The organism is Pseudomonas solani (genome assembly GCF_026072635.1).
Classification (GTDB): domain Bacteria; phylum Pseudomonadota; class Gammaproteobacteria; order Pseudomonadales; family Pseudomonadaceae; genus Metapseudomonas; species Metapseudomonas solani.
In genome coordinates this window covers 1,788,862-1,811,554 of sequence record NZ_AP023081.1, presented here as the reverse complement: position 1 = coordinate 1,811,554, position 22,693 = coordinate 1,788,862, and the positions used below count along the sequence as shown (strand labels likewise).

Here is a 22,693-nt window from a genome sequence, read left to right as displayed (position 1 = left end):
CGCCTTTCACTCCACCTGCGACTCGTCCGGGTCGCGGGGCTGCTCGCCGTCATCGCGATCTGGGTCCACGGGTTCGGGATCGCGGCCGGGGCTCTGCGGGTCCTTGTCCACCGGCAGGTCGTCTTTTCCAGTCATGTCGCACCTCCTCGGGTCATGCTGTTTCGAGCCTGACCGGCGTGAGGGCGTTCAAACAGAAACTCGGATTGGCGTCTGCCGATGCTGAATCGCAGGCAACAAAAAACCCGCACTAGGCGGGTTTTCTGTTTGCTTCCAGCTGATGCCAGCACCACCTGAAAGCTTGAAGGTGGTGCCCAGGGACGGAATCGAACCGCCGACACGGGGATTTTCAATCCCCTGCTCTACCAACTGAGCTACCTGGGCAACGGGGCGCTATTAAACGGATTTCAGAGGGGGTCGTCAAGCGTGTTTCGAAAAAATTTTTCAGCCTTTACGGGCGCTTACGCGCTCGGGGGTACATAACCGTCCGCCTGGGCGTATTCCTCGCCGGAGAAGAACTTGTCCATCTCGGCCTGGAGGAACTTGCGGTCTTCGGCGTTCATCATGTTCAGGCGACGTTCGTTGATCAGCAGGGTCTGGTGTTTCTGCCATTCGTCCCAGGCTTTCTTCGAGACGTTGTTGAAGATGTCTTCGCCCTTGGCGCCGGGGTAGGGCGGGCGGTCGAGGCCGGGCAGTTCTTCGTTGTACTTGCGGCACTTGACGGTGCGGGTCATGGCTTTTCTCCTGCATTCAATACATCGGCCGCGCGCTTGAGCAGCTTCTTCACCGGGGCGGCGAGGCCCAGGCGCGGCGGGGTGGCGAGGTTATACCAGAGCCAGTCGGCATCGGCCACGACGCCTTGGTCGCCTTCCACGTGCACCAGCCAGGGTTCGATGGCCAGCTGGAAGTGGCTGAAGGTGTGGGTCAGCTCCGGCAGCGCCTCGCGTTCGCCCAGGCGCAGGGCGTGCTGGCTGGCGATAGGGTCGAGGGCGGCCAGGTCGTCCAGCTCCGGCAGGCTCCAGAGCCCTCCCCAGAGCCCGGTGGAGGGGCGGCGGTAGAGGAGGATGGCGCCTTCGCGGTTAGCCAGGATGGGCATCAGGGTGCGCTTCTGCGGCAGCTCCTTGCGCGGCTTGGGGATCGGGTAGCGGATCTCCAGCCCCAGCAGGTGCGCCTGGCAGCCGCTCTGCAGCGGGCACAGCAGGCAGCTGGGCTTGCTGCGGGTACAGAGGGTGGCGCCCAGGTCCATCATCGCCTGGGTGTAGTTGTTCACCCGCTCCCGGGGCAGGAAGCGCTCGGCCACCGCCCACAGCTGCTTGGCCACCTTGGGCTCGCCCGGGTAGCCCTCCTGGGCGACGTAGCGGGCCAGCACGCGCTTGACGTTGCCGTCGAGGATAGGCGCGCGCAGGCCCATGGACAGGCTGGCGATGGCCCCGGCGGTGGAGCGGCCGATGCCGGGCAGCTCGGCGAGCTGTTCGACATCGCGGGGGAACTCGCCGCCGTGCTGCTCCATGACGATCTTCGCGGTCTTCTGCAGGTTGCGTGCGCGGGTGTAGTAGCCCAGGCCGGTCCACAGGTGCAGCACTTCGTCCTCGGGGGCTTCGGCCAGGTCGCGCACGGTGGGCAGGGCGGCCATGAAGCGGTCGAAGTAGCCGAGCACGGTGCTGACCTGGGTCTGCTGCAGCATGATTTCGGAGACCCAGACGCGGTACGGGGTGATGCCCAGCTGCCAGGGCAGGTCGTGGCGGCCGTGGCGGTCGTACCAGTCGAGGACGGCGCTGGAAAATTGCTCGGGGCTCATCGCTTGAACAGCCCCTTGAGTGCGTCCTTGAGTTCCGGGCTGACCTTGTCGCCCAGCTTTTCTTCGAGCTTCTCGCTGATCTTGTCGCCGGCCAGCTTGGCGGCGATCTTGCCCATGCCGTCCTTGTCCAGGCGGCAGGCCTTGGCGCCGATCTCCAGCGGGCCACGGCAGTGCAGCGGCCATTCGATGCCGACGTAGCGCTTGTTCACCTGGCAGGCCGGGTCGGGCATTTCGCCCTTGTCGCCTTCGATGGTGATGCCGACGCGGTAGTCGAGGCCAAGCACGCGCAGGTCCACATCACCGTTGCCGTTCAGGCTGAGGCCGGGAATGCGTGCCTTGAGGTCGGGGTTGCTGGCGACGCCACGGTTGAACACCAGGCTGCCCTGCAGCTGCTCGAAGGGGGTTTCCTTGCCGCTGTAGGTGGTGGTGAGGGCCTTGCGGTTGAGGGTGGCGATGCCCTGGCACAGTTGCTGTTCGAGGTTGGCGTCGAGCAGCGCGCCGTCGTTGAGGACGAAGCTGGCGGTGCCGTTGAGGCCGTCGACCCAGGCTTTCTGGCTGTTGCCGCTGGTGGTGATGTCGGCGCTCAGGTCCAGGGCGCCTCGTACCGGTGGCTTCTGCTCCAGGGCGGTGAGGATCTTCTCCACCGGGATGTGGTTGATGCGCTTCTGCGCGGCCAGCAGCGGTACCGGGGGACGCACGTCGAGGCTGGCCTTGGCTTCGAAATCACCGCCGTAGAGGGCGCCGCGCATCTGCTCCAGCTCGATCAGGCCGCCTTTGCCGCGAGCTTTGAGGCGGGCATCGCCCAGGGGCAGCTTGTCGAAGGTCAGTTGGCCGAAGACGAGGTCGGCTTCCAGGTCGAGTTTGCGCAGGGGCTCCAGGGGCAGTACCGGCTCTTCGCTCCAGGCGTGCTGGCTGGGCTTGTCGGGCAGCGGCGTGGTGCCGGCCTGGCCGGCAGCGGCGACGGCGCCTTGCACTTCGGCCTGGCGGGCACTGGTGTCCTTGTCCTTCTTCTTCGGCGGCAGGTAGCGGTCTAGGTCGAGCTTGTCGCCCTTGAGCTGCACGCGCAGAGCTTGCTTGTCGAGATCGGCGATGGCCATGCGGCCGCTGAAGGTGCTGTCGTCCAGCTTCAGGTTGAGCTGCTCCAGGGCGAGGCTGGTGGGCGTGCCGGCCAGCTTGGCGGCCAGCTCGAATTTCTTCAGGGTGCTGGCGTCCTGCATGGCGGGCAGTTCGACGCCGAGCCCGGTGAGGAATTCACGCAGGTCGAGCTGGGCGATGGACAGGCCACCTTCCAGGCGCGGGGTCTTGTCCAGGTCATGCACCTTGAGTTCACCCAGGGCGCGCAACTGGTTGGCGGAGAGCTTCAGTCCGTTCCACTCGGCGACGTTGGCGGCGAGGTCGGCCAGCAGCTGGCCCTGGGCGTTGAAAGTGAGGGTCTTGCCCTTGAGCGGCTCGCCCGAGGCTTCGCCGCTGAGCTTGGCGTCTTCGAGCTGGTAGCGCTTGAGGGCGCGGTCGAAGCGCAGGCTGGCGGCCAGTTCGGTCTTGGCGCGCATCAGCGGCTGGTTGCTGCCGAAGAAGGCGGTGAGCTTGAAGGGGATGCTGGCGGCTTCACGGATGGCGCCGGTGGTCAGCTCGATGCTTTCGGCGCTGTATTGCTTGCCGGTCTTGGCGTCGGTGTAGTCGACGCGGGCGTTGTTCACCGTGAGGCTGTCGATATCCAGCTTGATCGGGCGCGCCGGGGCGTTGTCGGGCTGCTGCGCCGGGGTTTCTGCCGGGGTGCCGGGCTTGGCGGCGTCGGCAGGCGCGGCTTGGGCGGTCTGTGCCGGGCGGCCGATGTCTTCCCAGTTGCCGTGGCCCTTTTCGTCCCGCACCAGGGTGAGGTTGAGGCCTTCGACGCGGATGTCGCTCATCTGCACTTCCTTGCGCAGCAGCGGCAGCACGCGCACGGAGAGGCCGAGCATCTGCAGGTCGGCGAAGGGTTTGTCGGGGGTGGCGGCGCTGGCCAGGGTGGTGTCGTGCAGCTCCAGGCCCAGCCAGGGGAACAGGCTCCAGCCGATGTCGCCCTTGAGGTCGAGTTCCAGGTTGGCCTTGTCGCGGGCGATCTGGCGGATCTCGTCCTTGTAGTCGTTAGGATCGAACAGGTGGGTCAGGGCGAAGCCCAGCGCCACGATGATCAGCAACAGTCCGAGGAGGAAGAGGCCCAGGATTTTGCCGATGGATTTCATGGACGAGTCCTTGTGGTGGGTGCATGTGGAGTGAGGGCGCCGAGTATAGCGCCAGCGAGGTCAGCTGTTTGGATGATGAAATCGCCCGGCGGTTCACCGCCTGCCCCAGCGAACCTGGCGCGCGCTGCACCGGCATTTGGCGCGAGCGGTCGGGAAGGGCGGTGGGGCGCTGATCTAGTCTGGCCGGCACAGGTACGACAATGACAATGACGAGGTGCCCATGAACGTGGCGGTGCTGGCCTTCCCGCTCTACATCCTGCTGATGCTGCTGGAGCTCGCCTACGAGCGGCATTCCGGCCGCTCCACCTATCGCCTGGCGGACGCCGCCACCAGCATCAACACCGCCGTATTGCGAGTGCTGCTGGAAGGGCCGCTGCGCCTGCTGCTGGTGCTGCCCTACGCCTGGCTCTACGAGCACGGGCGGCTGCTGGAGCTGGATGCGGCGTCGCCCTGGGTCTGGCTGGGCGGCTTCATCGCGGTGGATTTCTGCTTCTACTGGGCCCATCGCACCCTGCATCGCTACAACCTGCTGTGGGGGGCGCACCAGCCGCACCACTCCAGCGAGGACTTCAACCTGTCCACCGCGCTGCGCAAGGGCGCCTTCCAGACCGCCTTCGATTGGCCCTTCTACCTGCCGCTGGCGCTGCTCGGCTTGCCCCTGCCACTGTTCCTGGTGCTGCTGGGCGTGCAACTGACCTACCAGTTCTGGATCCACAGCCAGCATGTGGGCCAGCTCGGCTGGCTGGAGAAGGTGTTGGTGACGCCTTCGCTGCACCGCGTGCATCACGGCCAGAACGATTGCTACATCGATCGCAACCACGGCGGCGTGTTCATCCTCTGGGACAAGCTCTTCGGCACCTTCACCGAGGAGCGCGAGCCGGTGATCTACGGGGTGACCACGCCGGTGCGCACCTTCGACCCGATCCGCCTGCAGTTCAGCTGGTGGCGGCTGCTCTGGGACGACGCCCGGGCGACCCGTTCCTGGTGGGACAAGCTGCGCCTGTGGTGGATGCCCACCGGCTGGCGCCCGGCGGATGTGCGCGAGCGGCCCTGGCCGAAGATGACCGACGAGCGTTTCGAGAGCGCCTACCCCCGGCAACTGGTGGCCTATGCCTTCGTGCAGTTCCTGTTGATCAACCTGCTGGCGCTGGGGTTTCTCGCCTGCGTACGTCGCGCGGCGGTGTGGGAACCGTGGCTGCTGGTGGTGGCGATCCTTTCCGGATGCCTGAGCCTGGGGCTGCTGTTCGAGGGGCGCGGCAATCTCTGGCGGGTCGAGGCGCTGCGCCTGGTGGCCATGGCCGGCCTGGCGCTGGGCTGGGGCGCCTGGCTGGCGCCGGGGCTCTGGTGGCTGGTGCTGGTGCTGGTGGGGGTGTGCCTGGGCAGCCTGGCCTGGCTGATGCTGCTGGGCCGCACGGCGCAGGGCGCCGCGACGGCCTGAGGCTCAGAAACTGACGAGCGGTAGGTGGGCGCGGGCGGCCAGGGCCTGGCTTTCCAGGTGCCCGGCGGGGGCGGCCAGGCGCAGTTCGCAGCCGGCTTCGCGGGCCATGCGCTGGGCTTCGTCGAGCAGGCGCCGGGCCACGCCGCGCTGGCGGGTGATGGTGCGCACGCATAGGTGGGACAGCTGCCAGTGGCCTTCGCCCCGCTGCAGCAGGGCTGCGCCCAGCAGGCGATCGTTGAAGCGGCCGGTCACCAGGCTGCCTTCGGCGAGCGCGGATGTGACCAGGTCCTCAGTCCCGGCAAAAGGTGCGAACAGCCATTCCGGGGCGTCGGCGTAGATGCGGGCGAGGTCATTCCTGTCCTGGTCGCTGATTCGGTCGGGTGTTTCGACGATGACGGGCATGCGTGTCCTTATTGAGGCGCGGGCGGTGACGGCGGGATAATACGCGACGCAATGCCGCAGTCTCGTGGGACTTGCGGTTTTGCGTGTGGCCCGTGCTTGGGGAGCAACCAGTTTTGTACGGGCCGCCCACCTGCGTGCACCTATAAAGGATAAATAATCAATGAGCAGTACCTTGAGTCTGGACGGCAAGGCCGCCCGGCCGGCGTTCCTGTCGAAGGAACGGACGGTGGCCCGACAGGGCTTCAACCGCTGGCTGGTTCCGCCGGCGGCCCTCGCCATCCACCTGTGCATCGGCATGGCCTACGGTTTCTCCGTGTTCTGGCTGCCCCTGTCCAAGGCCATCGGCGTCACCGCGCCGGTCGCCTGCGCCCCTGAGCTGGGCTTCTTCGCCCAGGTCTTCGCCAGCGATTGCGACTGGCAGATCTCGATGCTCGGCTGGATCTACACCCTGTTCTTCATCTTCCTCGGCTGCTCGGCCGCCATCTGGGGTGGCTGGCTGGAGCACGCGGGGCCGCGCAAGGCGGGCCTGGTTTCGGCCTTCTGCTGGTGCGGTGGCCTGCTGATTTCCGCCTTCGGCGTCTACATCCACCAGATCTGGCTGATGTGGGTGGGCCTGGGCGTGATCGGCGGTATCGGGCTCGGCCTCGGCTATATCTCGCCGGTCTCGACCCTTATCAAGTGGTTCCCGGACAAGCGCGGCATGGCTACCGGCATGGCGATCATGGGCTTCGGCGGTGGTGCCATGGTCGGTGCGCCCCTGGCTGCCGAACTGATGAGCCACTTCGCCTCCGCCGATAGCGTTGGCGTCTGGCAGAGCTTCGTGGTCATGGCGGCGATCTACTTCGTCTTCATGGTCGGTGGCGCCCTGGCCTACCGCGTGCCGCCGACCGGCTGGAAGCCCAAGGGCTGGACCGCGCCGGTGAAGAAAGCCAACAACGCGATGATCACCAAGGGCCACGTCCATGTGAACACCGCGTGGAAAACTCCGCAGTTCTGGCTGGTCTGGGCCGTGCTCTGCCTCAACGTGTCCGCCGGCATAGGCATCATCGGCATGGCGTCCCCGCTGCTGCAGGAAGTCTTCGCCGGCAAGCTGATCGGCAACCACCTGAGCTTCAACCAGCTGGATGCCGCCCAACTGGCGCAGATCGCCGCCATCGCGGCGGGCTTCACCGGCCTGCTGAGCCTGTTCAACATCGGTGGCCGCTTCTTCTGGGCGTCCTTCTCCGACCTGATCGGCCGCAAGGCGACCTACTTCGTGTTCTTCGCCCTCGGCTTCGTGCTCTACGCACTGGTGCCCTGGACCGGCCACCTGGGCAGCGTCGCGTTCTTCGTGTTCTGCTTCTGCCTGATCCTGTCCATGTACGGCGGCGGCTTCGCCACCGTGCCGGCCTACCTGGCGGACCTGTTCGGCACCCAGATGGTCGGTGCCATCCACGGTCGCCTGCTGACCGCCTGGGCTTTCGCCGGCATCCTCGGCCCGGTACTGGTGAACTACATCCGCGAGTACCAGCTGAGCATCGGCGTCGAACGCGCTGCGGCGTACGACATCACCCTGTACATCCTCGCCGGCCTGCTGGTGCTGGGCTTCATCTGCAACATGCTGGTGCGCCCGGTGGATCCGAAGTACTTCATGACCGACGCCGAACTGGCCGCCGAGCGTGCCATCGGCCATGACGCCGCCAAGGAAGCCGCGGACCTGGAATGGTCGGCCGACCCGTCCAGCAAGCCGCTGGTGATCGCGGCCTGGCTGGCCGTGGGCCTGCCGCTGGCCTGGGGCGTGTGGATCACCCTGCAGAAGACAGCCGCGCTGTTCAGCTGAGTGCCACACCTGTGAATCGCCGGGGCCGACTTCATGTCGGCCCCGTGCGTTTCGGCCCCCTGTAGTCCTCCCGCCGATCGGCTTCAAGCCCGTCGCATTCTCGGCCTATAATGTCGCCCCTTTTGCCCAATGATTTTGCGGAGCTGGTGATGGCCGAACGTAAGGCATCCGTCGAACGCAACACCCTGGAGACCCAGATCAAGGTCTCGATCAACCTGGATGGCACTGGCAAGGCGCGCTTCGATATCGGCGTGCCCTTCCTCGAGCACATGCTCGACCAGATCGCCCGCCATGGGCTGATCGACCTGGACATCGAGTGCAAGGGTGATCTGCATATCGACGACCACCACACCGTCGAAGACGTCGGTATCACCCTCGGCCAGGCCTTCACCCAGGCCATCGGCGACAAGAAAGGCATCGTCCGCTACGGCCACTCCTATGTGCCGCTGGACGAAGCGCTGTCGCGCGTGGTGATCGACTTCTCCGGCCGCCCCGGCCTGCAGATGCACGTGCCCTTCACCCGTGCCACGGTCGGTGGCTTCGATGTCGACCTGTTCCAGGAGTTCTTCCAGGGCTTCGTCAACCACGCCCTGGTGTCCATGCACATCGACAACCTGCGTGGCCACAACACCCACCACCAGATCGAGACCGTGTTCAAGGCCTTCGGCCGCGCGCTGCGCATGGCCGTGGAGCTCGACCCGCGCATGGCCGGCCAGATGCCCTCCACCAAGGGCGTGCTCTGATGCAGACCGTTGCTGTCATCGACTACGGCATGGGCAACCTGCACTCGGTTGCCAAGGCGCTGGAACACGTCGGCGCCGGGCGGGTGATGGTCACCAGCGACGCCAACGTCATCCGTGAGGCCGACCGCGTGGTCTTCCCCGGTGTCGGCGCCATCCGTGACTGCATGGCCGAGATCCGCCGCCTGGGCTTCGACGAGCTGGTGCGCGAAGTGAGCAAGGACCGCCCGTTCCTCGGCATCTGCGTCGGCATGCAGGCGCTGCTGGAGCACAGCGAGGAAAACGGCGGTGTCGACTGCATCGGCCTGTTCCCCGGCAAGGTGCGTTTCTTCGGCAAGGGCATGGTGGAAGACGGTGAGCTGCTGAAGGTGCCGCACATGGGCTGGAACGAGGTGGCCCGCACCCTCGACCACCCGCTCTGGCACAACATCCCCGACCAGGGCCGCTTCTACTTCGTGCACAGCTACTACATCGAGGCGGGCAACCCGCGCCAGGTCGCTGGTCGCGGCCACTACGGCAAGGATTTCGCCGCCGCGCTGGCCGATGGCTCGCGCTTCGCCGTGCAGTTCCACCCGGAGAAGAGCCACACCAATGGCCTGCAGCTGCTGCAGAACTTCGCCGCCTGGGACGGGCGCTGGTAAGCCATGAGCCGCGCCAAGAAGGCCCCCGTGCTGCAACTCGATGCCGCCCAGACGCAGGACGCCGTGCTGGCGATCAAGCAGTTCATGGCGGAACGCTTCGAGCTGGAGCTGGGCTCCTTCGAGGCCGAGGAAGTGCTGGATTTCTTCGCCCGGGAATTCGCCCCGAGTTTCTACAACAAGGCGATCTTCGATGTGCAGGCGCACCTGAAAGACAGGTTCGAAAGCATCGAGAGCGACTTGTGGGCGCTCGAAAAAGGTAGCTGAAAGCGACAGGCAGCCAAGCTGCAAGAGACACGAATGCGCCTGCTTGCAGCTTGAGGCTCGCAACTTGTCGCTCTTTTTGACGTTAGGAAAAAAGACATGTTGATTATCCCCGCTATCGATCTGAAGGACGGCGCCTGCGTGCGCCTGCGCCAGGGCCGCATGGAAGATTCCACGGTGTTCTCCGACGACCCGGTGAGCATGGCCGCCAAGTGGGTGGACGGCGGTTGCCGCCGCCTGCACCTGGTGGACCTCAACGGCGCCTTCGAAGGCCAGCCGGTGAACGGCGAGGTGGTCACCGCCATCGCCAAGCGCTACCCGGGCCTGCCGATCCAGATCGGTGGCGGCATCCGCTCCCTGGAAACCATCGAGCACTACGTCAAGGCCGGCGTCAGCTACGTGATCATCGGCACCAAGGCGGTGAAGCAGCCGGAGTTCGTCACCGAGGCGTGCAAGGCCTTCCCGGGCAAGGTCATCGTCGGCCTGGACGCCAAGGACGGTTTCGTCGCCACCGACGGCTGGGCTGAAGTCAGCACCGTGCAGGCCGTGGACCTGGCCCGTCGCTTCGAAGCCGACGGCGTCTCCGCCATCGTCTACACCGACATCGCCAAGGACGGGATGATGCAGGGCTGCAACGTCGAGGCCACCGCGGCCCTGGCCGCCGCCAGCCGCATTCCGGTGATCGCCTCCGGCGGCATCCACAACCTGGGTGACATCGAGAAGCTGCTGGCGGCCAAGGCCCCCGGCATCATCGGCGCCATCACCGGCCGTGCCATCTATGAAGGCACCCTGGACGTCGCCGAGGCCCAGGCCTTCTGCGATGCAGTGGCAAGCGGCAAGCCATAAGCGACACGTAACGGCGCTGCTGGCACTGGCTCGCTCCTGAAGCTTGCCGCTTGCAGCCTGCAGCTGTTTTTCGGAGAAAAAGCATGGCCCTGGCTAAACGCATAATCCCCTGCCTCGACGTGGACAACGGCCGCGTGGTGAAGGGCGTGAAGTTCGAGAACATCCGCGACGCCGGTGACCCGGTGGAGATCGCCCGTCGCTACGACGAGCAGGGCGCGGACGAGATCACCTTCCTCGACATCACCGCCAGCGTCGATGGCCGTGACACCACCCTGCACACGGTGGAGCGCATGGCCAGCCAGGTGTTCATCCCGCTGACCGTGGGCGGTGGCGTGCGCACCGTGCAGGACATTCGCAACCTGCTCAATGCCGGTGCGGACAAGGTTTCGATCAACACCGCCGCGGTGTTCAATCCGGAGTTCGTCGGCGAAGCCGCCGCGCGTTTCGGCTCCCAGTGCATCGTGGTCGCCATCGACGCGAAGAAGGTTTCCGCGCCTGGGGAAACGCCGCGCTGGGAAATTTTCACCCACGGCGGGCGCAAGCCCACCGGCCTGGATGCCGTGGCCTGGTCGAAGAAAATGGAAGATCTGGGCGCTGGCGAGATTCTGCTCACCAGCATGGACCAGGACGGTGTGAAGAGCGGCTATGACCTCGGCGTCACCCGCGCCATCAGCGAAACCGTGGGCATTCCGGTGATCGCCTCCGGTGGCGTGGGCAATCTGGAGCACCTGGCGGCCGGCATCCTCGAAGGCAAGGCCGACGCGGTGCTGGCGGCGAGCATCTTCCATTTCGGCGAGTTCACCGTCCCGGAAGCCAAGGCTTATCTCGTCAGTCGCGGCATTGTCGTGCGCTGAGCACGATTCTTGCCTTTAATTGAGCTTCGGCTGCAACCGTGATCCGGTTCGCAGCCTGGGCGGCTGACGTCGTTACCCTGTACCCACGGGGACCGACTCAGCGGTTTTTCCCATCCCTCCTTACAAGGTAGTTGTATATGTCGAAACGCCTCCTGCTCGCTTTGGCGGGCACTCTCATGGTGCTGGCCGGATTCGCCCGCGCCGACGTGGATGAGAATTACTCGGTGGTGCTGCTGACGGAGAATTTCCCGCCCTACAACATGGCGATCAATGGAAAGAACTTCGCTCAGGAAGACAACGTCGACGGCATCGCCGTGGACGTGGTCAAGGAAATGTTCAAGCGCGCGGGCATCAAGTACAACCTGACCCTGCGCTTCCCCTGGGATCGCATCTACAAGCTGGCGATGGAGAAGCCCGACTACGGCATCTTCGTGACCGCCCGCCTGCCCGAGCGTGAACAGTCCTTCAAGTGGGTCGGCCCCATTGGCCCGGATGACTGGGTCCTGCTCGCCCGTGGCGACAGCACCATCAGCCTCTCCAGCCTGGAGCAGGCCAAGCAGTACAAGGTCGGCGCCTACAAGGGCGACGCCATCTCCCAGGCCCTGGCCGAGAAGGGCATCGAGGCGTCCACCTCCCTGCGCGACCAGGAAAACGCCAAGAAGCTGGAGAAGGGCCAGATCGACCTCTGGGCCACCGGTGACCCCGCCGGCCGCTACCTGGCCAAGCAGGAAGGCGTTTCCGGTCTGAAGACCGTGCTGCGCTTCAACAAGGCCGAGCTGTTCCTGGCGCTGAACAAGGAAACCCCCGACGAGGTGGTCAAGCGTCTGCAGGACGCACTGGACAAGATGCGCGCCGAGGGCGTGGTCGACCAGATCCTCAACAGCTACCTGTGACACCCAGCGACCGGCCAAGAGCCGGTCGCTTGCCATTGGAAGGCAGGACGAGTGGTGCCGTACGTCCGTGGGCTTGCTTGCCCATGCAGGGAAGTCGCTAGCCATAACCACAAATTCAAGCGAGCGGATGACAATGCATAAACTGATGAGAAGCGCCCTGACCCTGGGCCTGATGTTCCTGGCCTTCGGGGCCCGCGCCGAGCTCCCGGCCGACTACAAGGTCGTGCTGCTGACCGAGAACTTCCCTCCCTTCAACATGGCGGTGGACGATAAGAACTTCGCCCGTGACGACGGCATCGACGGCATCAGCACCGATATCGTCCGCGAGATGTTCAAGCGCGCGGGCATCCAGTACACCCTGACCCTGCGCTTCCCCTGGGACCGGCTCTACCGCCTGACCCTGGACAAGCCCAACTACGGCCTGTTCTCCACCACCTTCACCCCCGAGCGCCAGCCGCTGTTCAAGTGGGTCGGCCCCGTGGCCAAGACCGGTTGGGTGCTGCTCGCCGCGCCGGGCAACAACATCGCCCTCAAGGACCTGAAGAGCGCCGGCCAATACCGCATCGGTGCCTACAAGAACGACGCCGTCAGCCAGTACCTGGAAAGCCAGGGCCTGTCCCCGCAGAACGCCCTGCGTGACCAGGAAAACGTGAAGAAGCTGATCAAGGGCCAGATCGACCTCTGGGCCGCCACCGACCCGGTCGGCCGCTACCTGGCCAAGCAGGAGGGCGTCACCGGCCTGCAGACCGTGCTGCGCTTCAACGATGCCGAGCTGTACCTGGCCTTCAACAAGGACACCCCGGACGAAGTGATCGAGCGCCTGCAAAAGGCCCTCGACCAGATGCGCGCCGAAGGCTTCGTCGAAGAAGTGACCAAGAACTACCTGTAATCCCGCCTGCCGCTACCCACCTCGCTGGGTGGGTAGCGCTTGCACTGTTCTGGTGCGCTGGGCGCTACGCCCCGGCCTCGCTATCTGCGCGGGCCGCCTTCCCCCGAAATGAACGTTCCGACACAGGCCGACCGGCGGACTTCGCCGTGCGCGTCAGTCCAGGCGGTAGCTGTGGATGCGCGGGTCCGGGTTGACGTCGTACCAGTCGCCTTCGGCCCAAAACACACGGTCGGTGCGCGGGTCCAGCCCCTGCACGCCGAGGTAGCCCTCGATGGCCAGGCGGCTCCAGCTGTGACCCCAGTCCCTGGAATAGAACACGGCGTTGGCGGAGATGGTTGCCGGGTCGCCGTCGCTGGTGGGGTAGAGCCAGAGGGGAACGCGGTAGCTGCTGTCGACGTTGGCCACCAACACGCCCTTGCCGATTTCCAGACCGCGCAGGCCGGTGCCGGAGGGCAGCGGCCAGAACGGACTGGGTAGGCTGCCATGGGGCTGCCAGGCAAGGGTCTGCGGGTCCAGCTCGGCAACCTGGGTGGCCGCGTCCCCTTCGCGCTCGATCACCGCGATCACGCGCTTGTCGTCGTTGCTCACGACCTCGTCCAGGTGCAGGCCGAACTCCCGTTCCAGCGGGCCCATCCGCCACTGGCCGCCTTCCCGTACCAGGCGGGCCTTGCTGGTGACGAACACCGGGGTGGTCAGGTACTTGCCGCCCGGCTCGCCGTAGAGAAAGGACTGCGAGACCCAGATCGCCGCGTGCTGGTCGTCGAACTGTCGGATGTGGCTGGTGATGCGGCCGTACTCGCCGTTGTAGTCGCCCCAGTTGACGCCGTCCGGCGCCCGGCTGCGGATGTCCGCGAGGCGGAGCAGCAGGTCGTCGCTGGCGGTGATCGCCTCGCGGGTGGTGCCGAGGTCGGGCGAGTAGTAGAGGCCGCCACGCAGGTCTTCGGGCTCGCCATAGGTGCTGCTGCTCTGCGGCAGGCTGGCCCAGGCCCAGACCTGCTGGCTATCGAAGAAGTAGGGTTCGAGCGACCAGGCGAGGCTGTTGGCGTCAGCCAGCAAGCCTTGTTCGAGGGGCATCCAGCTGCCGCCCTGGTCGTCACTGCGCAGGATCACCGTCTGCTGGACGTCCGTCTGCTGCGCGCCCTGGGGGCGGTTGACGCCAGTCAGCAGGAACAGGGTGGCGCCATCGGGCGTCGCCACAAGGCAGGCGGTGTCGCCGAGGCGGGCGACCTGGACGAACTCACCGTTGGCATCCAGGCGCGACAGGTAGCTGGTTTGCGGGTCGCTGGAGAAGCCGCCACCGAATAGGCCGCTGAAGCCCGAGGGCTCGTCGTCATTCTGTTCGGCAGCACTGCCACGGATCAGTGCATCGAGGTCGATGCCGGGCTGGTCCTCGGCCTTTTCCGCGCGGTCCATTCGGCCGACCAGCCAGGTGTTCTTCGGTGTCGCCAGCACGCCGGTGCAGTATTGCTGGCGGGCCCGCTGCTCGACGCGGCTGGTGGTGCCCACGACCTCTTCGCCCGGGCTGGCACCACCGAGTTCCAGCTTGGCGCTGACGATGATCCAGATATAGCCCGTGGGCACCGCCGCGGCGATGACGAACGCCAGGAGGAGGAAGGCCTTGATCAGGGAGACGCGACGGGACATGGAACGGCATCCTTGCAGGAGAGGCGCTGAAGCCTAAGGACTCGCCGCACGTTTGCCCAGCCGCGATGCCGGGGAACATGCGCTGGCGCACGCCGGCTCAGCGATAGACCCCGGCCTTGCCGTGGGCGGCCATGGCGCGGTTGCTGCGCAGGGCGATCATCTGTTGCACCCCGATCAGTTCGAACCCCTGTGCCTTCAGGCGCGGCAGCTCGCGTTCGAGCAGCGCCAGGGTGGCAGGGTGCGGATGGCCGATCATCACCGCCGAGCCCTGCTTGCGAGCGAGCTTCAGGGCTGCCGCGAACTGGGCGGCGACGGCATCGGGGTGCATGTCGTCGTCGAGGAAGATGTCCCGCGAGAGGCTGGCCAGGCCGATCTTCTGCGCTTCGGCGGCGGCCACGGTGGCGGCGCTGGTGCGACTGTCGATGAAGAAGCGGTGGTCGCCCTGCAGGCGGTGCATCAGCCAGGCCATGGCCTGGGGCTGGGCGGTCATGCGGCTGCCCATGTGGTTGTTCAGGCCCTGGGCGTGGGGCACCACGCGCAAGGCGGCGTCGAGGCGGCGCTGCAACTCGTCCACCGGCATGCCCGGGTGCCAGGCGAAGGGGCCGCCGGCCGGGTCCATGGGCAGGTGCAGCATCACCGTTTTGCCGGCGGCGTGGGCGGTATTGGCCAGCTGGGTGGCGTGGGGCGCGTCGGGGATGATCGACAGGGCCACCGGGCCGGGTAGGGCGAGCACGCGGCGGTCGCGTTCGGGCGTCTGGCCGAGGTCGTCGATCACCAGGGTCAGGCGAGGGTGCTGGCGGCTATCGAGCGGGGTTGCCGGGGCAGGGGGAACGGTCTTTGTGGGCTTGTCGGCCTTGGCGGGCGGGGGTACCGGGACTGCCACCGGGGCAGTGGTGGCGCTAGGCGCGGCGCTGGCCGGTTGCTCGGGGCCAAGTCGGATAGGGCCGGGCTGGATGGGTTGCGGCTGGGTGGGCACCACCTGCTCCGGCGCCGAGAGGGGCAGCCGGGGCAGGGGCGGGAGGGGTTCGCGGGCCTGGGTCGCCGACGCGCCAAGCAGCAGCGCCAGCAGCCAGGCTCCCCGGCTCACCTCAATCCCCGCGGGTGACGTTCAGGCCCTTGAGCAGGTTCAGCGCCTGGCTCAGCTGGTAGTCGTCGTCCTGCGGGCGGGCCTGGGCGGACTTGGCCTTGCCGGAGCTGGGTTTGTCCGCGCCACCGTTGCCGTTGCCGAGATGGCCGGCGAGGTCGGCTTCCTTGAAGTTCTCGCTGTCCTGCTCGCGGGTGACCTTGGCTCGGGCCACTTCCACGTCCGGGACGATGCCCTGGGCCTGGATGGAGCGGCCGTTGGGGGTGAAGTACAGCGCGGTGGTGAGCTTCAGGGCGCGGTCGTTGTTCAGCGGCAGCACGGTCTGTACCGAGCCCTTGCCGAAGCTGTCGGTGCCCATCAGCACGCCACGCTTGTGGTCCTGCAGGGCGCCGGCGACGATCTCGGCCGCCGAGGCGCTGCCGCCGTTGATCAGCACCACCAGCGGTACGCCTTCGCTGGCGTCGGCCGGGTCGGCGGAGAAGCGCAGCTCGGAGTTGGCGATACGGCCCTTGGTGTAGACGATCAGGCCCTTGGTGAGGAAGTGGTCGGCCACTTCCACTGCGGACTGCAGCACGCCGCCGGGGTTGTTGCGCAGGTCGAGGACCAGGCCGGCGAGCTTCTTGTCGCTGTTTTCCTTGCGCAGCTTGGCCAGCGCCTTGCCCACTTCCTCGCCGGTGTTGACCTGGAACTGGGTGATGCGGATGTAGCCGTAGTTCTTGTCCAGCAACTGGCTCTTCACGCTCTTGACCTTGATCACGGCGCGCTTGAGCTCGACGTCGAAGGGCTGGCCGCCCTCGCGTACCAGGGTCAGGACGATGGGGCTGCCGGCCTTGCCGCGCATCTTGTCCACGGCTTCCATCATCGACAGGCCCTTGGTGGGCTGGCCGTCGATCTTGACGATCAGGTCGCCCGGCTGGATGCCGGCCTTGGAGGCGGGGGTGTCGTCGATGGGCGAGACCACCTTGATGAAGCCGTCCTCGGTGCCCACCTCGATGCCCAGGCCGCCGAACTCGCCGCTGGTGCTTTCCTGCAGTTCCTGGAAGGCCTCGGGCTCCAGGTAGGCGGAGTGCGGGTCGAGGTTGCTGAGCATGCCCTTGATGGCGTTCTCCAGCAGGGTCTTGTCGTCCACCGGCTCGACGTAGGCGGATTTGATCCGGTCCAGCACCTCGGCGAAGGTGCGCAGCTCGTCCAGGGGCAGCGGTGCCTTGCCGTTCGCCATCGGCGCCTGGGCGGGTGCCGTTGCCGGCGGCTCCTGGGCGGCGTTGGCGAACGAGGCGCCACCGATCAGTGCCAGGGCCATGGCCAGGGAGGTAAGGCGGGACAGATGCGGCATGCGAATCAACTCCTACTGGATGAAGTGGCGCTTATCCTTGCGCTCGGCACCATTGCGCGGGGTCGCTGGGGCGGCCCTGCTGGCGAATGGCGAAATACAACGCGGGCGTGTCCTGCCCGCCACTGGTGCCGACGGTGGCGATGGATTCCCCCGCCTTGACGATGTCGCCGGCATTTTTCAACAGGCTCTGGTTGTGCCCGTACAGGCTGAGGAAACCGTTGCCGTGGTCGAGGATGACCAGCAACCCGGCTCCACGCAACCAGTCGGCGAATACCACGCGCCCCCCATGTACGGCACGCACCTGGCTGCCTGCGCTGGCGCCGATGAGCACGCCATCCCACTTAGTTCGTGCGTCTTCGCCGCGAGGAGTTCCAAATCTTGCAACGAGACGGCCGTCGACCGGCCAGGGCAGCTTGCCCCGGGCGCTGGCGAAAGGGCCGCCGTAATTGCCCCCGGTGCTTGAAACCAGGGGCCCGGAGATGGATTTGGCGGCGGCCGGGGAGCGCTTGAGCTCGTCTTCCTGGCGCTGCCGTTCGGCCAGCTCGCGCTTGTGCGCTTCCTCGGCTTCGCGGGCCTGGCGGGCGAGGGTTTCCTCGATGGTCTTCAGTACCTTGCCGAGGTCGGCCTGCTCCTGCTGGCGTGCCTTGAGCTTCTGGTCGCGGTCGGTCACGTCCTTGTTGAGCTTGGCCAGGGCCAGCTGGCGCTCCTTGCGCAGGCCGGCGAGCTGCTCGCGACGGCCGTCCAGGGCGCTTTTCTGCTCGATGAGCGCGGCCTGCTGGGTAGCCATGTCGCGCTCGACGTTGGCCAACTGGCGCAGGGTCTCGTTGAAGGCGTCGAGCTGTTCCAGGCGGGCCTTGCTGAGGTAGTCGTAGTAGGTGAGGGTGCGGGCGAATTTCTCGGGGTGCTGCTGGTTGAGCAGCAGCTTGAGGTATTCCTGCTGGCCGCTCTGGTAGGCCGCGCGGGCCTGGATGCCGATCAGCCGTTGCTGTTCAAGACGCGCGCCCTGGAGTTTTTTTTTCTCCTGGTCCAGGCGCTTGACCTCGTCTTCGCCCTTGTCGAGCTCCTGCTGCAGGTCCTTGACCTGTTTCTCCAGCTGGCCCATGTCGGACTCGGTCTTCTTCAGGTCCTGCTGCACGCCGCTCTTTTCCTGCTGCAGCTGCTGCAGGAGCTTCTTCAGCTCGGCGACGTCCTTGGCGGCCTGATCCAGCTGCTGCTGGGTCTGCGCGCGCTCGTCGGCGATGGCCGGGGTGAGCAGGCAGGCAAGGAGGAAGAAGGCGAGGACGCGAAACATGGGGAGGTGCGGCACCAGGGAGGAGGACCGGCCTAGTATGCCCGTCGCGCTCGGCAAAAAAAACGCCCCGAAGCCTGAGCTTTGGGGCGTTCGACACGAAACCGCTGCGCCGGTGGTCGGCGCGCTGCTCATTTCAGCTCGACGATGGTCTTGCCGGTCATCTCGGCCGGCACCGGCAGGCCCATCAGGGTCAGCAGGGTCGGCGCCACGTCGGCGAGCACGCCGCCTTCGCGCAGGCTCACCTGGCGCTTGCCGTAATAGATGAAGGGCACCGGCTCACAGGTGTGCGCGGTGTGCGCCTGGCCGGTCATTTCGTCTTCCATCTGCTCGACGTTGCCGTGGTCGGCGGTGATCAGCGCTTCACCGCCGACCTTGTCGAGGGCCGTGGTGATGCGGCCGAGGCAGGTGTCCAGGCACTCGACGGCCTTGACCGCGGCCTCGAACACGCCGGTGTGGCCGACCATGTCGCCGTTGGCGTAGTTCACGATGATCACGTCGTAGCGCAGGTTCTCGATGGCGTCGACGATGCGGTCGGTCACCTCGGGGGCGCTCATTTCCGGCTGCAGGTCGTAGGTGGCGACCTTGGGCGACGGGATGAGGATGCGTTCCTCGCCTTCGAAGGGCTCTTCGCGGCCGCCTGAGAAGAAGAAGGTCACGTGGGCGTACTTCTCGGTCTCGGCGATGCGCAGCTGGGTCTTGCCGTTGGCGGCCAGGTATTCGCCCAGCACGTTGTTCAGCGATTCGGGCTTGTAGGCGCTGGGCGCGGGGATGCTGGCGGCGTACTGGGTGAGCATCACGTAGCCGGCCAGGGCGATCTCGCGCTGGCGCGGGAACTCCTTGAAGCCGGGCTCGACGAAGGCGCGGGACAGCTCGCGGGCGCGGTCGGCGCGGAAGTTCATGAAGATCACCGCGTCGCCATCTTCCACCGGGGCGGCGTCGCCGATACGGGTGGCCTTGACGAATTCGTCGCTCTCGCCGCGCTCGTAGGCGGCGGCCAGGCCTTCGGCGGCGCTGGTGGCGGTGAACTCGGACCGGCCTTCGGTGATGAGGTTGTAGGCGGCTTCGACGCGGTCCCAGCGGTTGTCGCGGTCCATGGCGAAGTAGCGGCCGATCAGGCTGGCGATGCGGCCCTTGCCGAGGCGGGCGAAGGCGTCGTCGAGCAGCTTGATGGACGGCTCGGCGCTCTTCGGCGGGGTGTCGCGGCCGTCGAGGAAGGCGTGCAGGTAGATCTTCTCGGCACCGCGCTGGGCGGCCAGTTCGGCCATGGCGACCAGGTGGTCCTGGTGGCTGTGCACGCCGCCGTCGGAGAGCAGGCCCATGAAGTGCACGGCCTTGCCGGCGGCGACGGCCTTGTCCACGGCTTCGACGATCACCGGGTTGTTGAAGAACTCGCCATCGCGGATGGCCTTGGTGACGCGGGTGAAGTCCTGGTACACCACGCGGCCGGCGCCGAGGTTCATGTGGCCGACCTCGGAGTTGCCCATCTGCCCGTCGGGCAGGCCCACGTCCATGCCGCTGCCGGAGATCAGGCCGTGGGGCTGGGTGGCCAGCAGGCGGTCGTACACCGGTTTGGTGGCCGCGTAGATGGCGTTGTATTCGGGACTGTCGCTGTGACCGAAGCCGTCCAGGATGATCAGAACCAGGGGTTTGGGCGTGGCTGTCATAAGTCCGACTCGCATGGCACAAGAAGATCAAAAAGGGAGCGGCATTTTACGTACAAGTTCCTTGTACGTCACCGCCGTGCGGGGTTTGGTGGACCTGTGGTGCTGTGTATACTGGCCGGCATTTTACCGTCCCGGGACCCGTCGATGTTCGCCCACCTGATTGAATTTGCCACTAACCACTATGTGCTGAGCGCATCCTTCGTCGTCCTGCTGGTGCTGCTGATCGCCCACGAACTGCGTCGTGGTGGCCGCAGCATCAGCACCCGCGAGCTCACCGCGCTGGTCAACGGTGGCCAGGGCATCGTCCTCGACGTGCGCAGCAACAAGGATTTCGCCGCCGGTCGTATCGTCGACTCGCTGAACATCCCCTACGAAAAGCTGGCTGCTCGCCTTGCGGAGCTGGATAAGCATAAGGACAAGACCATCATAGTGGTCGACACCATGGGCCAGCACGCTGGCACTGTCTGCCGTGACCTGCAAAAAGCCGGCTTCACCGCCCTCAAGCTGTCTGGCGGCATCGGCAGCTGGCGCGGCGAAAACCTGCCGTTGGTGAAGTGAATATGGCTGCCGTCGTCATCTATTCCAGCGATTGGTGCCCTTACTGTATCCGGGCCAAGCAATTGCTCGGCAACAAGGGCGTCCAGTACGAAGAGATCCGTGTCGATGGCAAGCCCGACGTCCGCGCCGAGATGACCCGCAAGGCGGGGCGTACCTCGGTGCCGCAGATATGGATCGGTTCGACCCATGTGGGCGGCTGTGACGACCTTTATGCCCTTGAGCGGGCGGGCAAGCTGGATGCTCTGCTCAAGGCGTGACCCCACTAGAAACGTACGAACAAGAAGGCTCTGCCATGACTGAACAAGCAAGCAACGGCGCTTCCCAGGAAGCCCAGAACCCGCAATTCTCGCTGCAGCGTATCTATGTGCGTGACCTGTCGTTCGAGGCCCCCAAGAGCCCCGAGATCTTCCGTCAGGAGTGGACCCCGAGCGTGGCGCTGGACCTGAACACCCGCCAGAAGTCGCTGGACGGTGATTTCCACGAAGTGGTGCTGACCCTTTCCGTGACCGTGAAGAACGGCGAAGAGACCGCCTTCATCGCCGAAGTGCAGCAGGCCGGCATCTTCCTGATCAAGGGCCTGGATGCGACTTCCATGAGCCACACCCTGGGTGCCTTCTGCCCGAACATCCTGTTCCCCTACGCCCGCGAAACCCTGGACAGCCTCGTCGTACGTGGCTCCTTCCCGGCGCTGATGCTGGCTCCGGTGAACTTCGACGCCCTGTACGCGCAGGAAATGGCGCGCCTGCAGGCCGCCGGCGAAGCCCCGGCCAACGCCTGATCCGCGCTGGATGAAAAAAGCGCCCCGAGGGGCGCTTTTTTGTGGGCGGGCGATGGCCCTCAGTCCAGGCTGAAACCGTGCTGGCGCCAGGCCTCGTAGACCGCCACCGCCACCGTGTTGGACAGGTTCAGGCTGCGGCAGCCGGGGCGCATGGGCAGGAGCAGGCGCTGCTCGGGCGGCAGGGCGTTGCGCACCTCCTCCGGCAGGCCGCGGCTTTCCGGGCCGAAAAGAAAGGCGTCGCCCTTCTCGAAGGCAACCTCGTGGAACAGCTGCGTGCCCTTGGTGGTGAAGGCGAACACGCGGGGGTGCCCCAGGCTCGCCAGGCAGCTTTCCAGGTCGGCGTGGCGCTGCAGGGTGGCGTACTCGTGGTAGTCCAGCCCGGCGCGGCGCAGGCGCTTGTCGTCGAGCTCGAAACCCAGGGGTTCGATCAGGTGCAGGTGGCAGCCCGAGTTGGCGCACAGCCTGATAATGTTGCCGGTGTTCGGCGGAATTTCCGGTTGAAAAAGGATGACGTGAAACATGCGTGGCCCCCAGCGCCAAAACCGGCGGCATTCTACTCCCGATGAGGACCCGAGGCGGCGCATGTGGCCGCGCTTTTTGGGCTCGTTGGCGATTTTCGGACTGCTGGTGGGCATGATGATCGGCCGCCTGACCGCGCCAGGGCCGATCCACCTGGAACGGGTGGAGGAAGTGCCGGGCGGCCTGGCGCTGTGGTTCAACGACGAACCCCGCCAGCATGCGGAGCATATGGACGGTGCGCTGGCCTTTCTCTTCGATGCCAGCGCCGAGCCGCAGCAAGGCCACCTGCAGCTGGGGGACAAGGCGCTGAACTGGCGATTGCAGATGAGTCGGAACGGGCTGTTGCTGCACTTCGTGGCCACCCGCCCCCTGCATGGGGAGTGGAGCGGTGCAGAGGTGGACGGCAAGTGGCGGCTGCAGATCAGCCTGCGGGAGGGATAAGAAAGGGGATTCCCCGGCCTGCCTGTACCTGGGTCCCCAAAAGGGTTGTCGCTGCGCTGTCCGGGCCTGTGGCTGCCGTTACGGCGTGGCGGTGTAAGAAAGGGGGTTCCCCGGCCTGCCTGTACCAAGGCCCCCAAAACCGTTCCCCTTCGCCGTGCGCGCGCGGAGCCTGGCTCGACGCGGTGACGCTGGCAGCGAAGGGTCTTGCATAAAAGAGGGATCCCCGGCCTGCCTGTACCAAGGTCCCCGAAACTGGTTGTCTCTACCAATGCAGGGGGTGTGCCAGTTTTTATTCGTGATGCCTGTTCAGGCTCGCTTCGCATCGCTCTTCAGCTCTGAAAGTCCCGTAATTCCTGGCCTGTAGCGTTTCGCGCGCTTTTCCGTTGTTACTCGACATGACCGCCTGCAGGCCGTTTCTCGCTGATTCCTGGCCATTTTCTGAGCACGTTTTTGATGCGCCGAAGCGGTGCGTGGCACCAGCGGGGATCGTTTTTTAGCGACTGTAGCCCGCCCTGGTGCAGGTCGCGCAGGCGTCTGGATGGCTGCTCTACGGGGAGTTCGGGGCGTGGGAGGGCAAGGGA

The 22,693-nt window shown here is 66.0% G+C and carries 24 protein-coding genes and 1 tRNA gene; 13 read left to right on the top strand and 12 right to left on the bottom strand.

Annotated elements, in window-relative coordinates; all coding sequences use genetic code 11:
- Window positions 1-6 precede the first annotated feature (6 nt).
- The 5 genes from PSm6_RS08345 to PSm6_RS08325 form a co-directional block, all read right to left on the bottom strand.
- Window positions 7-135, bottom strand: coding sequence for a hypothetical protein (locus PSm6_RS08345; RefSeq protein WP_021218656.1), 129 nt, complete (start codon window positions 133-135; stop codon window positions 7-9).
- A 170-nt stretch (window positions 136-305) separates the two neighbouring features.
- A tRNA-Phe gene (locus tag PSm6_RS08340) sits at window positions 306-381 on the bottom strand.
- Window positions 382-458: 77 nt separating this feature from the next.
- Window positions 459-731 (bottom strand): oxidative damage protection protein, encoded by a 273-nt coding sequence (locus tag PSm6_RS08335; RefSeq protein WP_021218657.1) that lies wholly within the window; start codon window positions 729-731, stop codon window positions 459-461.
- Window positions 728-1,795, bottom strand: a complete 1,068-nt coding sequence (gene mutY, locus PSm6_RS08330) for an A/G-specific adenine glycosylase (protein ID WP_043240526.1) — start codon at window positions 1,793-1,795, stop codon at window positions 728-730. Before mutY ends, PSm6_RS08335 begins: the two co-directional genes overlap by 4 nt.
- Window positions 1,792-4,017: an AsmA family protein gene (locus PSm6_RS08325; RefSeq protein WP_265170015.1), complete on the bottom strand. Its 2,226-nt coding sequence runs from the start codon at window positions 4,015-4,017 to the stop codon at window positions 1,792-1,794. Before PSm6_RS08325 ends, mutY begins: the two co-directional genes overlap by 4 nt.
- Window positions 4,018-4,237: 220 nt before the next feature.
- Between PSm6_RS08325 and PSm6_RS08320 the strand changes: the two genes are divergently transcribed.
- Window positions 4,238-5,455: a sterol desaturase family protein gene (locus PSm6_RS08320; protein ID WP_265170014.1), complete on the top strand. Its 1,218-nt coding sequence runs from the start codon at window positions 4,238-4,240 to the stop codon at window positions 5,453-5,455.
- Between the two features lie 3 nt (window positions 5,456-5,458).
- Here the strand turns inward: PSm6_RS08320 and PSm6_RS08315 are convergent, their stop codons facing one another.
- A complete protein-coding gene (locus tag PSm6_RS08315) occupies window positions 5,459-5,857 on the bottom strand; it encodes an acetyl-CoA sensor PanZ family protein (protein ID WP_265170013.1) in 399 nt (132 codons plus the stop codon).
- 160 nt (window positions 5,858-6,017) lie between these two features.
- On the opposite strand from PSm6_RS08315, the gene PSm6_RS08310 reads away from it, so the two are divergent.
- From PSm6_RS08310 to PSm6_RS08275, 8 genes are all read left to right on the top strand, one after another.
- Window positions 6,018-7,676, top strand: coding sequence for an OFA family MFS transporter (locus PSm6_RS08310; protein WP_021218662.1), 1,659 nt, complete (start codon window positions 6,018-6,020; stop codon window positions 7,674-7,676).
- A 149-nt stretch (window positions 7,677-7,825) separates the two neighbouring features.
- Window positions 7,826-8,419, top strand: a complete 594-nt coding sequence (gene hisB / locus PSm6_RS08305) for an imidazoleglycerol-phosphate dehydratase HisB (RefSeq protein ID WP_021218663.1) — start codon at window positions 7,826-7,828, stop codon at window positions 8,417-8,419.
- Window positions 8,419-9,057: an imidazole glycerol phosphate synthase subunit HisH gene (gene hisH / locus PSm6_RS08300; protein ID WP_043240536.1), complete on the top strand. Its 639-nt coding sequence runs from the start codon at window positions 8,419-8,421 to the stop codon at window positions 9,055-9,057. Before hisB ends, hisH begins: the two co-directional genes overlap by 1 nt.
- Window positions 9,058-9,060: 3 nt before the next feature.
- The gene (locus tag PSm6_RS08295; protein WP_043240538.1) at window positions 9,061-9,321 is read left to right on the top strand and encodes a DUF2164 domain-containing protein; all 261 of its coding nucleotides are present in this window, start codon (window positions 9,061-9,063) and stop codon (window positions 9,319-9,321) included.
- Window positions 9,322-9,417: 96 nt separating this feature from the next.
- Window positions 9,418-10,164 (top strand): 1-(5-phosphoribosyl)-5-[(5-phosphoribosylamino)methylideneamino]imidazole-4-carboxamide isomerase, encoded by a 747-nt coding sequence (gene hisA, locus PSm6_RS08290; protein ID WP_021218666.1) that lies wholly within the window; start codon window positions 9,418-9,420, stop codon window positions 10,162-10,164.
- Between the two features lie 83 nt (window positions 10,165-10,247).
- Window positions 10,248-11,018, top strand: coding sequence for an imidazole glycerol phosphate synthase subunit HisF (hisF, locus tag PSm6_RS08285; RefSeq protein WP_265170012.1), 771 nt, complete (start codon window positions 10,248-10,250; stop codon window positions 11,016-11,018).
- A 137-nt stretch (window positions 11,019-11,155) separates the two neighbouring features.
- Entirely contained in the window at window positions 11,156-11,911 is a 756-nt protein-coding gene (locus PSm6_RS08280; protein WP_021218668.1) for a substrate-binding periplasmic protein, read from the top strand.
- A 133-nt stretch (window positions 11,912-12,044) separates the two neighbouring features.
- On the top strand, window positions 12,045-12,800 hold the full coding sequence (locus tag PSm6_RS08275; RefSeq protein WP_043240542.1) for a substrate-binding periplasmic protein: 756 nt from the start codon (window positions 12,045-12,047) through the stop codon (window positions 12,798-12,800).
- A gap of 153 nt (window positions 12,801-12,953) precedes the next feature.
- Here PSm6_RS08275 and PSm6_RS08270 read toward each other — a convergent pair whose 3' ends face one another.
- From PSm6_RS08270 to gpmI, 5 genes are all read right to left on the bottom strand, one after another.
- Window positions 12,954-14,444, bottom strand: a complete 1,491-nt coding sequence (locus PSm6_RS08270) for a hypothetical protein (protein WP_043240544.1) — start codon at window positions 14,442-14,444, stop codon at window positions 12,954-12,956.
- Window positions 14,445-14,541: 97 nt separating this feature from the next.
- Window positions 14,542-15,327, bottom strand: a complete 786-nt coding sequence (locus PSm6_RS08265; protein WP_051241792.1) for a divergent polysaccharide deacetylase family protein — start codon at window positions 15,325-15,327, stop codon at window positions 14,542-14,544.
- A gap of 205 nt (window positions 15,328-15,532) precedes the next feature.
- Window positions 15,533-16,861 carry a S41 family peptidase gene (locus PSm6_RS08260; RefSeq protein ID WP_021218672.1) on the bottom strand — a complete coding sequence of 443 codons (1,329 nt, stop codon included), beginning with the start codon at window positions 16,859-16,861 and terminating at the stop codon, window positions 15,533-15,535.
- Window positions 16,862-16,892: 31 nt separating this feature from the next.
- Window positions 16,893-18,152, bottom strand: coding sequence for a murein hydrolase activator EnvC family protein (locus tag PSm6_RS08255; RefSeq protein ID WP_265170011.1), 1,260 nt, complete (start codon window positions 18,150-18,152; stop codon window positions 16,893-16,895).
- Between the two features lie 128 nt (window positions 18,153-18,280).
- Window positions 18,281-19,816 carry a 2,3-bisphosphoglycerate-independent phosphoglycerate mutase gene (gene gpmI / locus PSm6_RS08250; RefSeq protein ID WP_043240555.1) on the bottom strand — a complete coding sequence of 512 codons (1,536 nt, stop codon included), beginning with the start codon at window positions 19,814-19,816 and terminating at the stop codon, window positions 18,281-18,283.
- A gap of 144 nt (window positions 19,817-19,960) precedes the next feature.
- Here gpmI and PSm6_RS08245 point away from each other — a divergent pair, with 144 nt between their 5' ends.
- The 3 genes from PSm6_RS08245 to secB are packed head-to-tail and all read left to right on the top strand — an operon-like array spanning window position 19,961 to window position 21,152.
- A complete protein-coding gene (locus tag PSm6_RS08245; protein WP_021218675.1) occupies window positions 19,961-20,374 on the top strand; it encodes a rhodanese-like domain-containing protein in 414 nt (137 codons plus the stop codon).
- 2 nt (window positions 20,375-20,376) lie between these two features.
- Entirely contained in the window at window positions 20,377-20,631 is a 255-nt protein-coding gene (gene grxC, locus PSm6_RS08240; protein ID WP_021218676.1) for a glutaredoxin 3, read from the top strand.
- Window positions 20,632-20,666: 35 nt separating this feature from the next.
- Complete coding sequence (gene secB, locus PSm6_RS08235; RefSeq protein WP_265170010.1) at window positions 20,667-21,152, top strand: protein-export chaperone SecB; 486 nt, start codon at window positions 20,667-20,669, stop codon at window positions 21,150-21,152.
- Between the two features lie 59 nt (window positions 21,153-21,211).
- Here secB and PSm6_RS08230 read toward each other — a convergent pair whose 3' ends face one another.
- Window positions 21,212-21,673, bottom strand: coding sequence for a tRNA (cytidine(34)-2'-O)-methyltransferase (locus tag PSm6_RS08230; protein ID WP_043240558.1), 462 nt, complete (start codon window positions 21,671-21,673; stop codon window positions 21,212-21,214).
- Between PSm6_RS08230 and PSm6_RS08225 the strand changes: the two genes are divergently transcribed.
- On the top strand, window positions 21,672-22,112 hold the full coding sequence (locus tag PSm6_RS08225) for a hypothetical protein (RefSeq protein ID WP_031287447.1): 441 nt from the start codon (window positions 21,672-21,674) through the stop codon (window positions 22,110-22,112). The genes PSm6_RS08230 and PSm6_RS08225 overlap by 2 nt on opposite strands.
- Window positions 22,113-22,693: the final 581 nt, after the last annotated feature.

Excerpts from the sequence above, each read along its gene's own strand:
- PSm6_RS08345 (WP_021218656.1), bottom strand. The coding sequence starts at position 135 with ATGACTGGAAAAGACGACCTGCCGGTGGACAAGGACCCGCAGAGCCCC.
- PSm6_RS08335 (WP_021218657.1), bottom strand. The coding sequence starts at position 731 with ATGACCCGCACCGTCAAGTGCCGCAAGTACAACGAAGAACTGCCCGGC.
- mutY (WP_043240526.1), bottom strand. The coding sequence starts at position 1,795 with ATGAGCCCCGAGCAATTTTCCAGCGCCGTCCTCGACTGGTACGACCGC.
- PSm6_RS08325 (WP_265170015.1), bottom strand. The coding sequence starts at position 4,017 with ATGAAATCCATCGGCAAAATCCTGGGCCTCTTCCTCCTCGGACTGTTG.
- PSm6_RS08320 (WP_265170014.1), top strand. The coding sequence starts at position 4,238 with ATGAACGTGGCGGTGCTGGCCTTCCCGCTCTACATCCTGCTGATGCTG.
- PSm6_RS08315 (WP_265170013.1), bottom strand. The coding sequence starts at position 5,857 with ATGCCCGTCATCGTCGAAACACCCGACCGAATCAGCGACCAGGACAGG.
- PSm6_RS08310 (WP_021218662.1), top strand. The coding sequence starts at position 6,018 with ATGAGCAGTACCTTGAGTCTGGACGGCAAGGCCGCCCGGCCGGCGTTC.
- hisB (WP_021218663.1), top strand. The coding sequence starts at position 7,826 with ATGGCCGAACGTAAGGCATCCGTCGAACGCAACACCCTGGAGACCCAG.
- hisH (WP_043240536.1), top strand. The coding sequence starts at position 8,419 with ATGCAGACCGTTGCTGTCATCGACTACGGCATGGGCAACCTGCACTCG.
- PSm6_RS08295 (WP_043240538.1), top strand. The coding sequence starts at position 9,061 with ATGAGCCGCGCCAAGAAGGCCCCCGTGCTGCAACTCGATGCCGCCCAG.
- hisA (WP_021218666.1), top strand. The coding sequence starts at position 9,418 with ATGTTGATTATCCCCGCTATCGATCTGAAGGACGGCGCCTGCGTGCGC.
- hisF (WP_265170012.1), top strand. The coding sequence starts at position 10,248 with ATGGCCCTGGCTAAACGCATAATCCCCTGCCTCGACGTGGACAACGGC.
- PSm6_RS08280 (WP_021218668.1), top strand. The coding sequence starts at position 11,156 with ATGTCGAAACGCCTCCTGCTCGCTTTGGCGGGCACTCTCATGGTGCTG.
- PSm6_RS08275 (WP_043240542.1), top strand. The coding sequence starts at position 12,045 with ATGCATAAACTGATGAGAAGCGCCCTGACCCTGGGCCTGATGTTCCTG.
- PSm6_RS08270 (WP_043240544.1), bottom strand. The coding sequence starts at position 14,444 with ATGTCCCGTCGCGTCTCCCTGATCAAGGCCTTCCTCCTCCTGGCGTTC.
- PSm6_RS08260 (WP_021218672.1), bottom strand. The coding sequence starts at position 16,861 with ATGCCGCATCTGTCCCGCCTTACCTCCCTGGCCATGGCCCTGGCACTG.
- PSm6_RS08255 (WP_265170011.1), bottom strand. The coding sequence starts at position 18,152 with ATGTTTCGCGTCCTCGCCTTCTTCCTCCTTGCCTGCCTGCTCACCCCG.
- gpmI (WP_043240555.1), bottom strand. The coding sequence starts at position 19,816 with ATGACAGCCACGCCCAAACCCCTGGTTCTGATCATCCTGGACGGCTTC.
- PSm6_RS08245 (WP_021218675.1), top strand. The coding sequence starts at position 19,961 with ATGTTCGCCCACCTGATTGAATTTGCCACTAACCACTATGTGCTGAGC.
- grxC (WP_021218676.1), top strand. The coding sequence starts at position 20,377 with ATGGCTGCCGTCGTCATCTATTCCAGCGATTGGTGCCCTTACTGTATC.
- secB (WP_265170010.1), top strand. The coding sequence starts at position 20,667 with ATGACTGAACAAGCAAGCAACGGCGCTTCCCAGGAAGCCCAGAACCCG.
- PSm6_RS08225 (WP_031287447.1), top strand. The coding sequence starts at position 21,672 with ATGCGTGGCCCCCAGCGCCAAAACCGGCGGCATTCTACTCCCGATGAG.
- PSm6_RS08230 (WP_043240558.1), bottom strand. The coding sequence starts at position 21,673 with ATGTTTCACGTCATCCTTTTTCAACCGGAAATTCCGCCGAACACCGGC.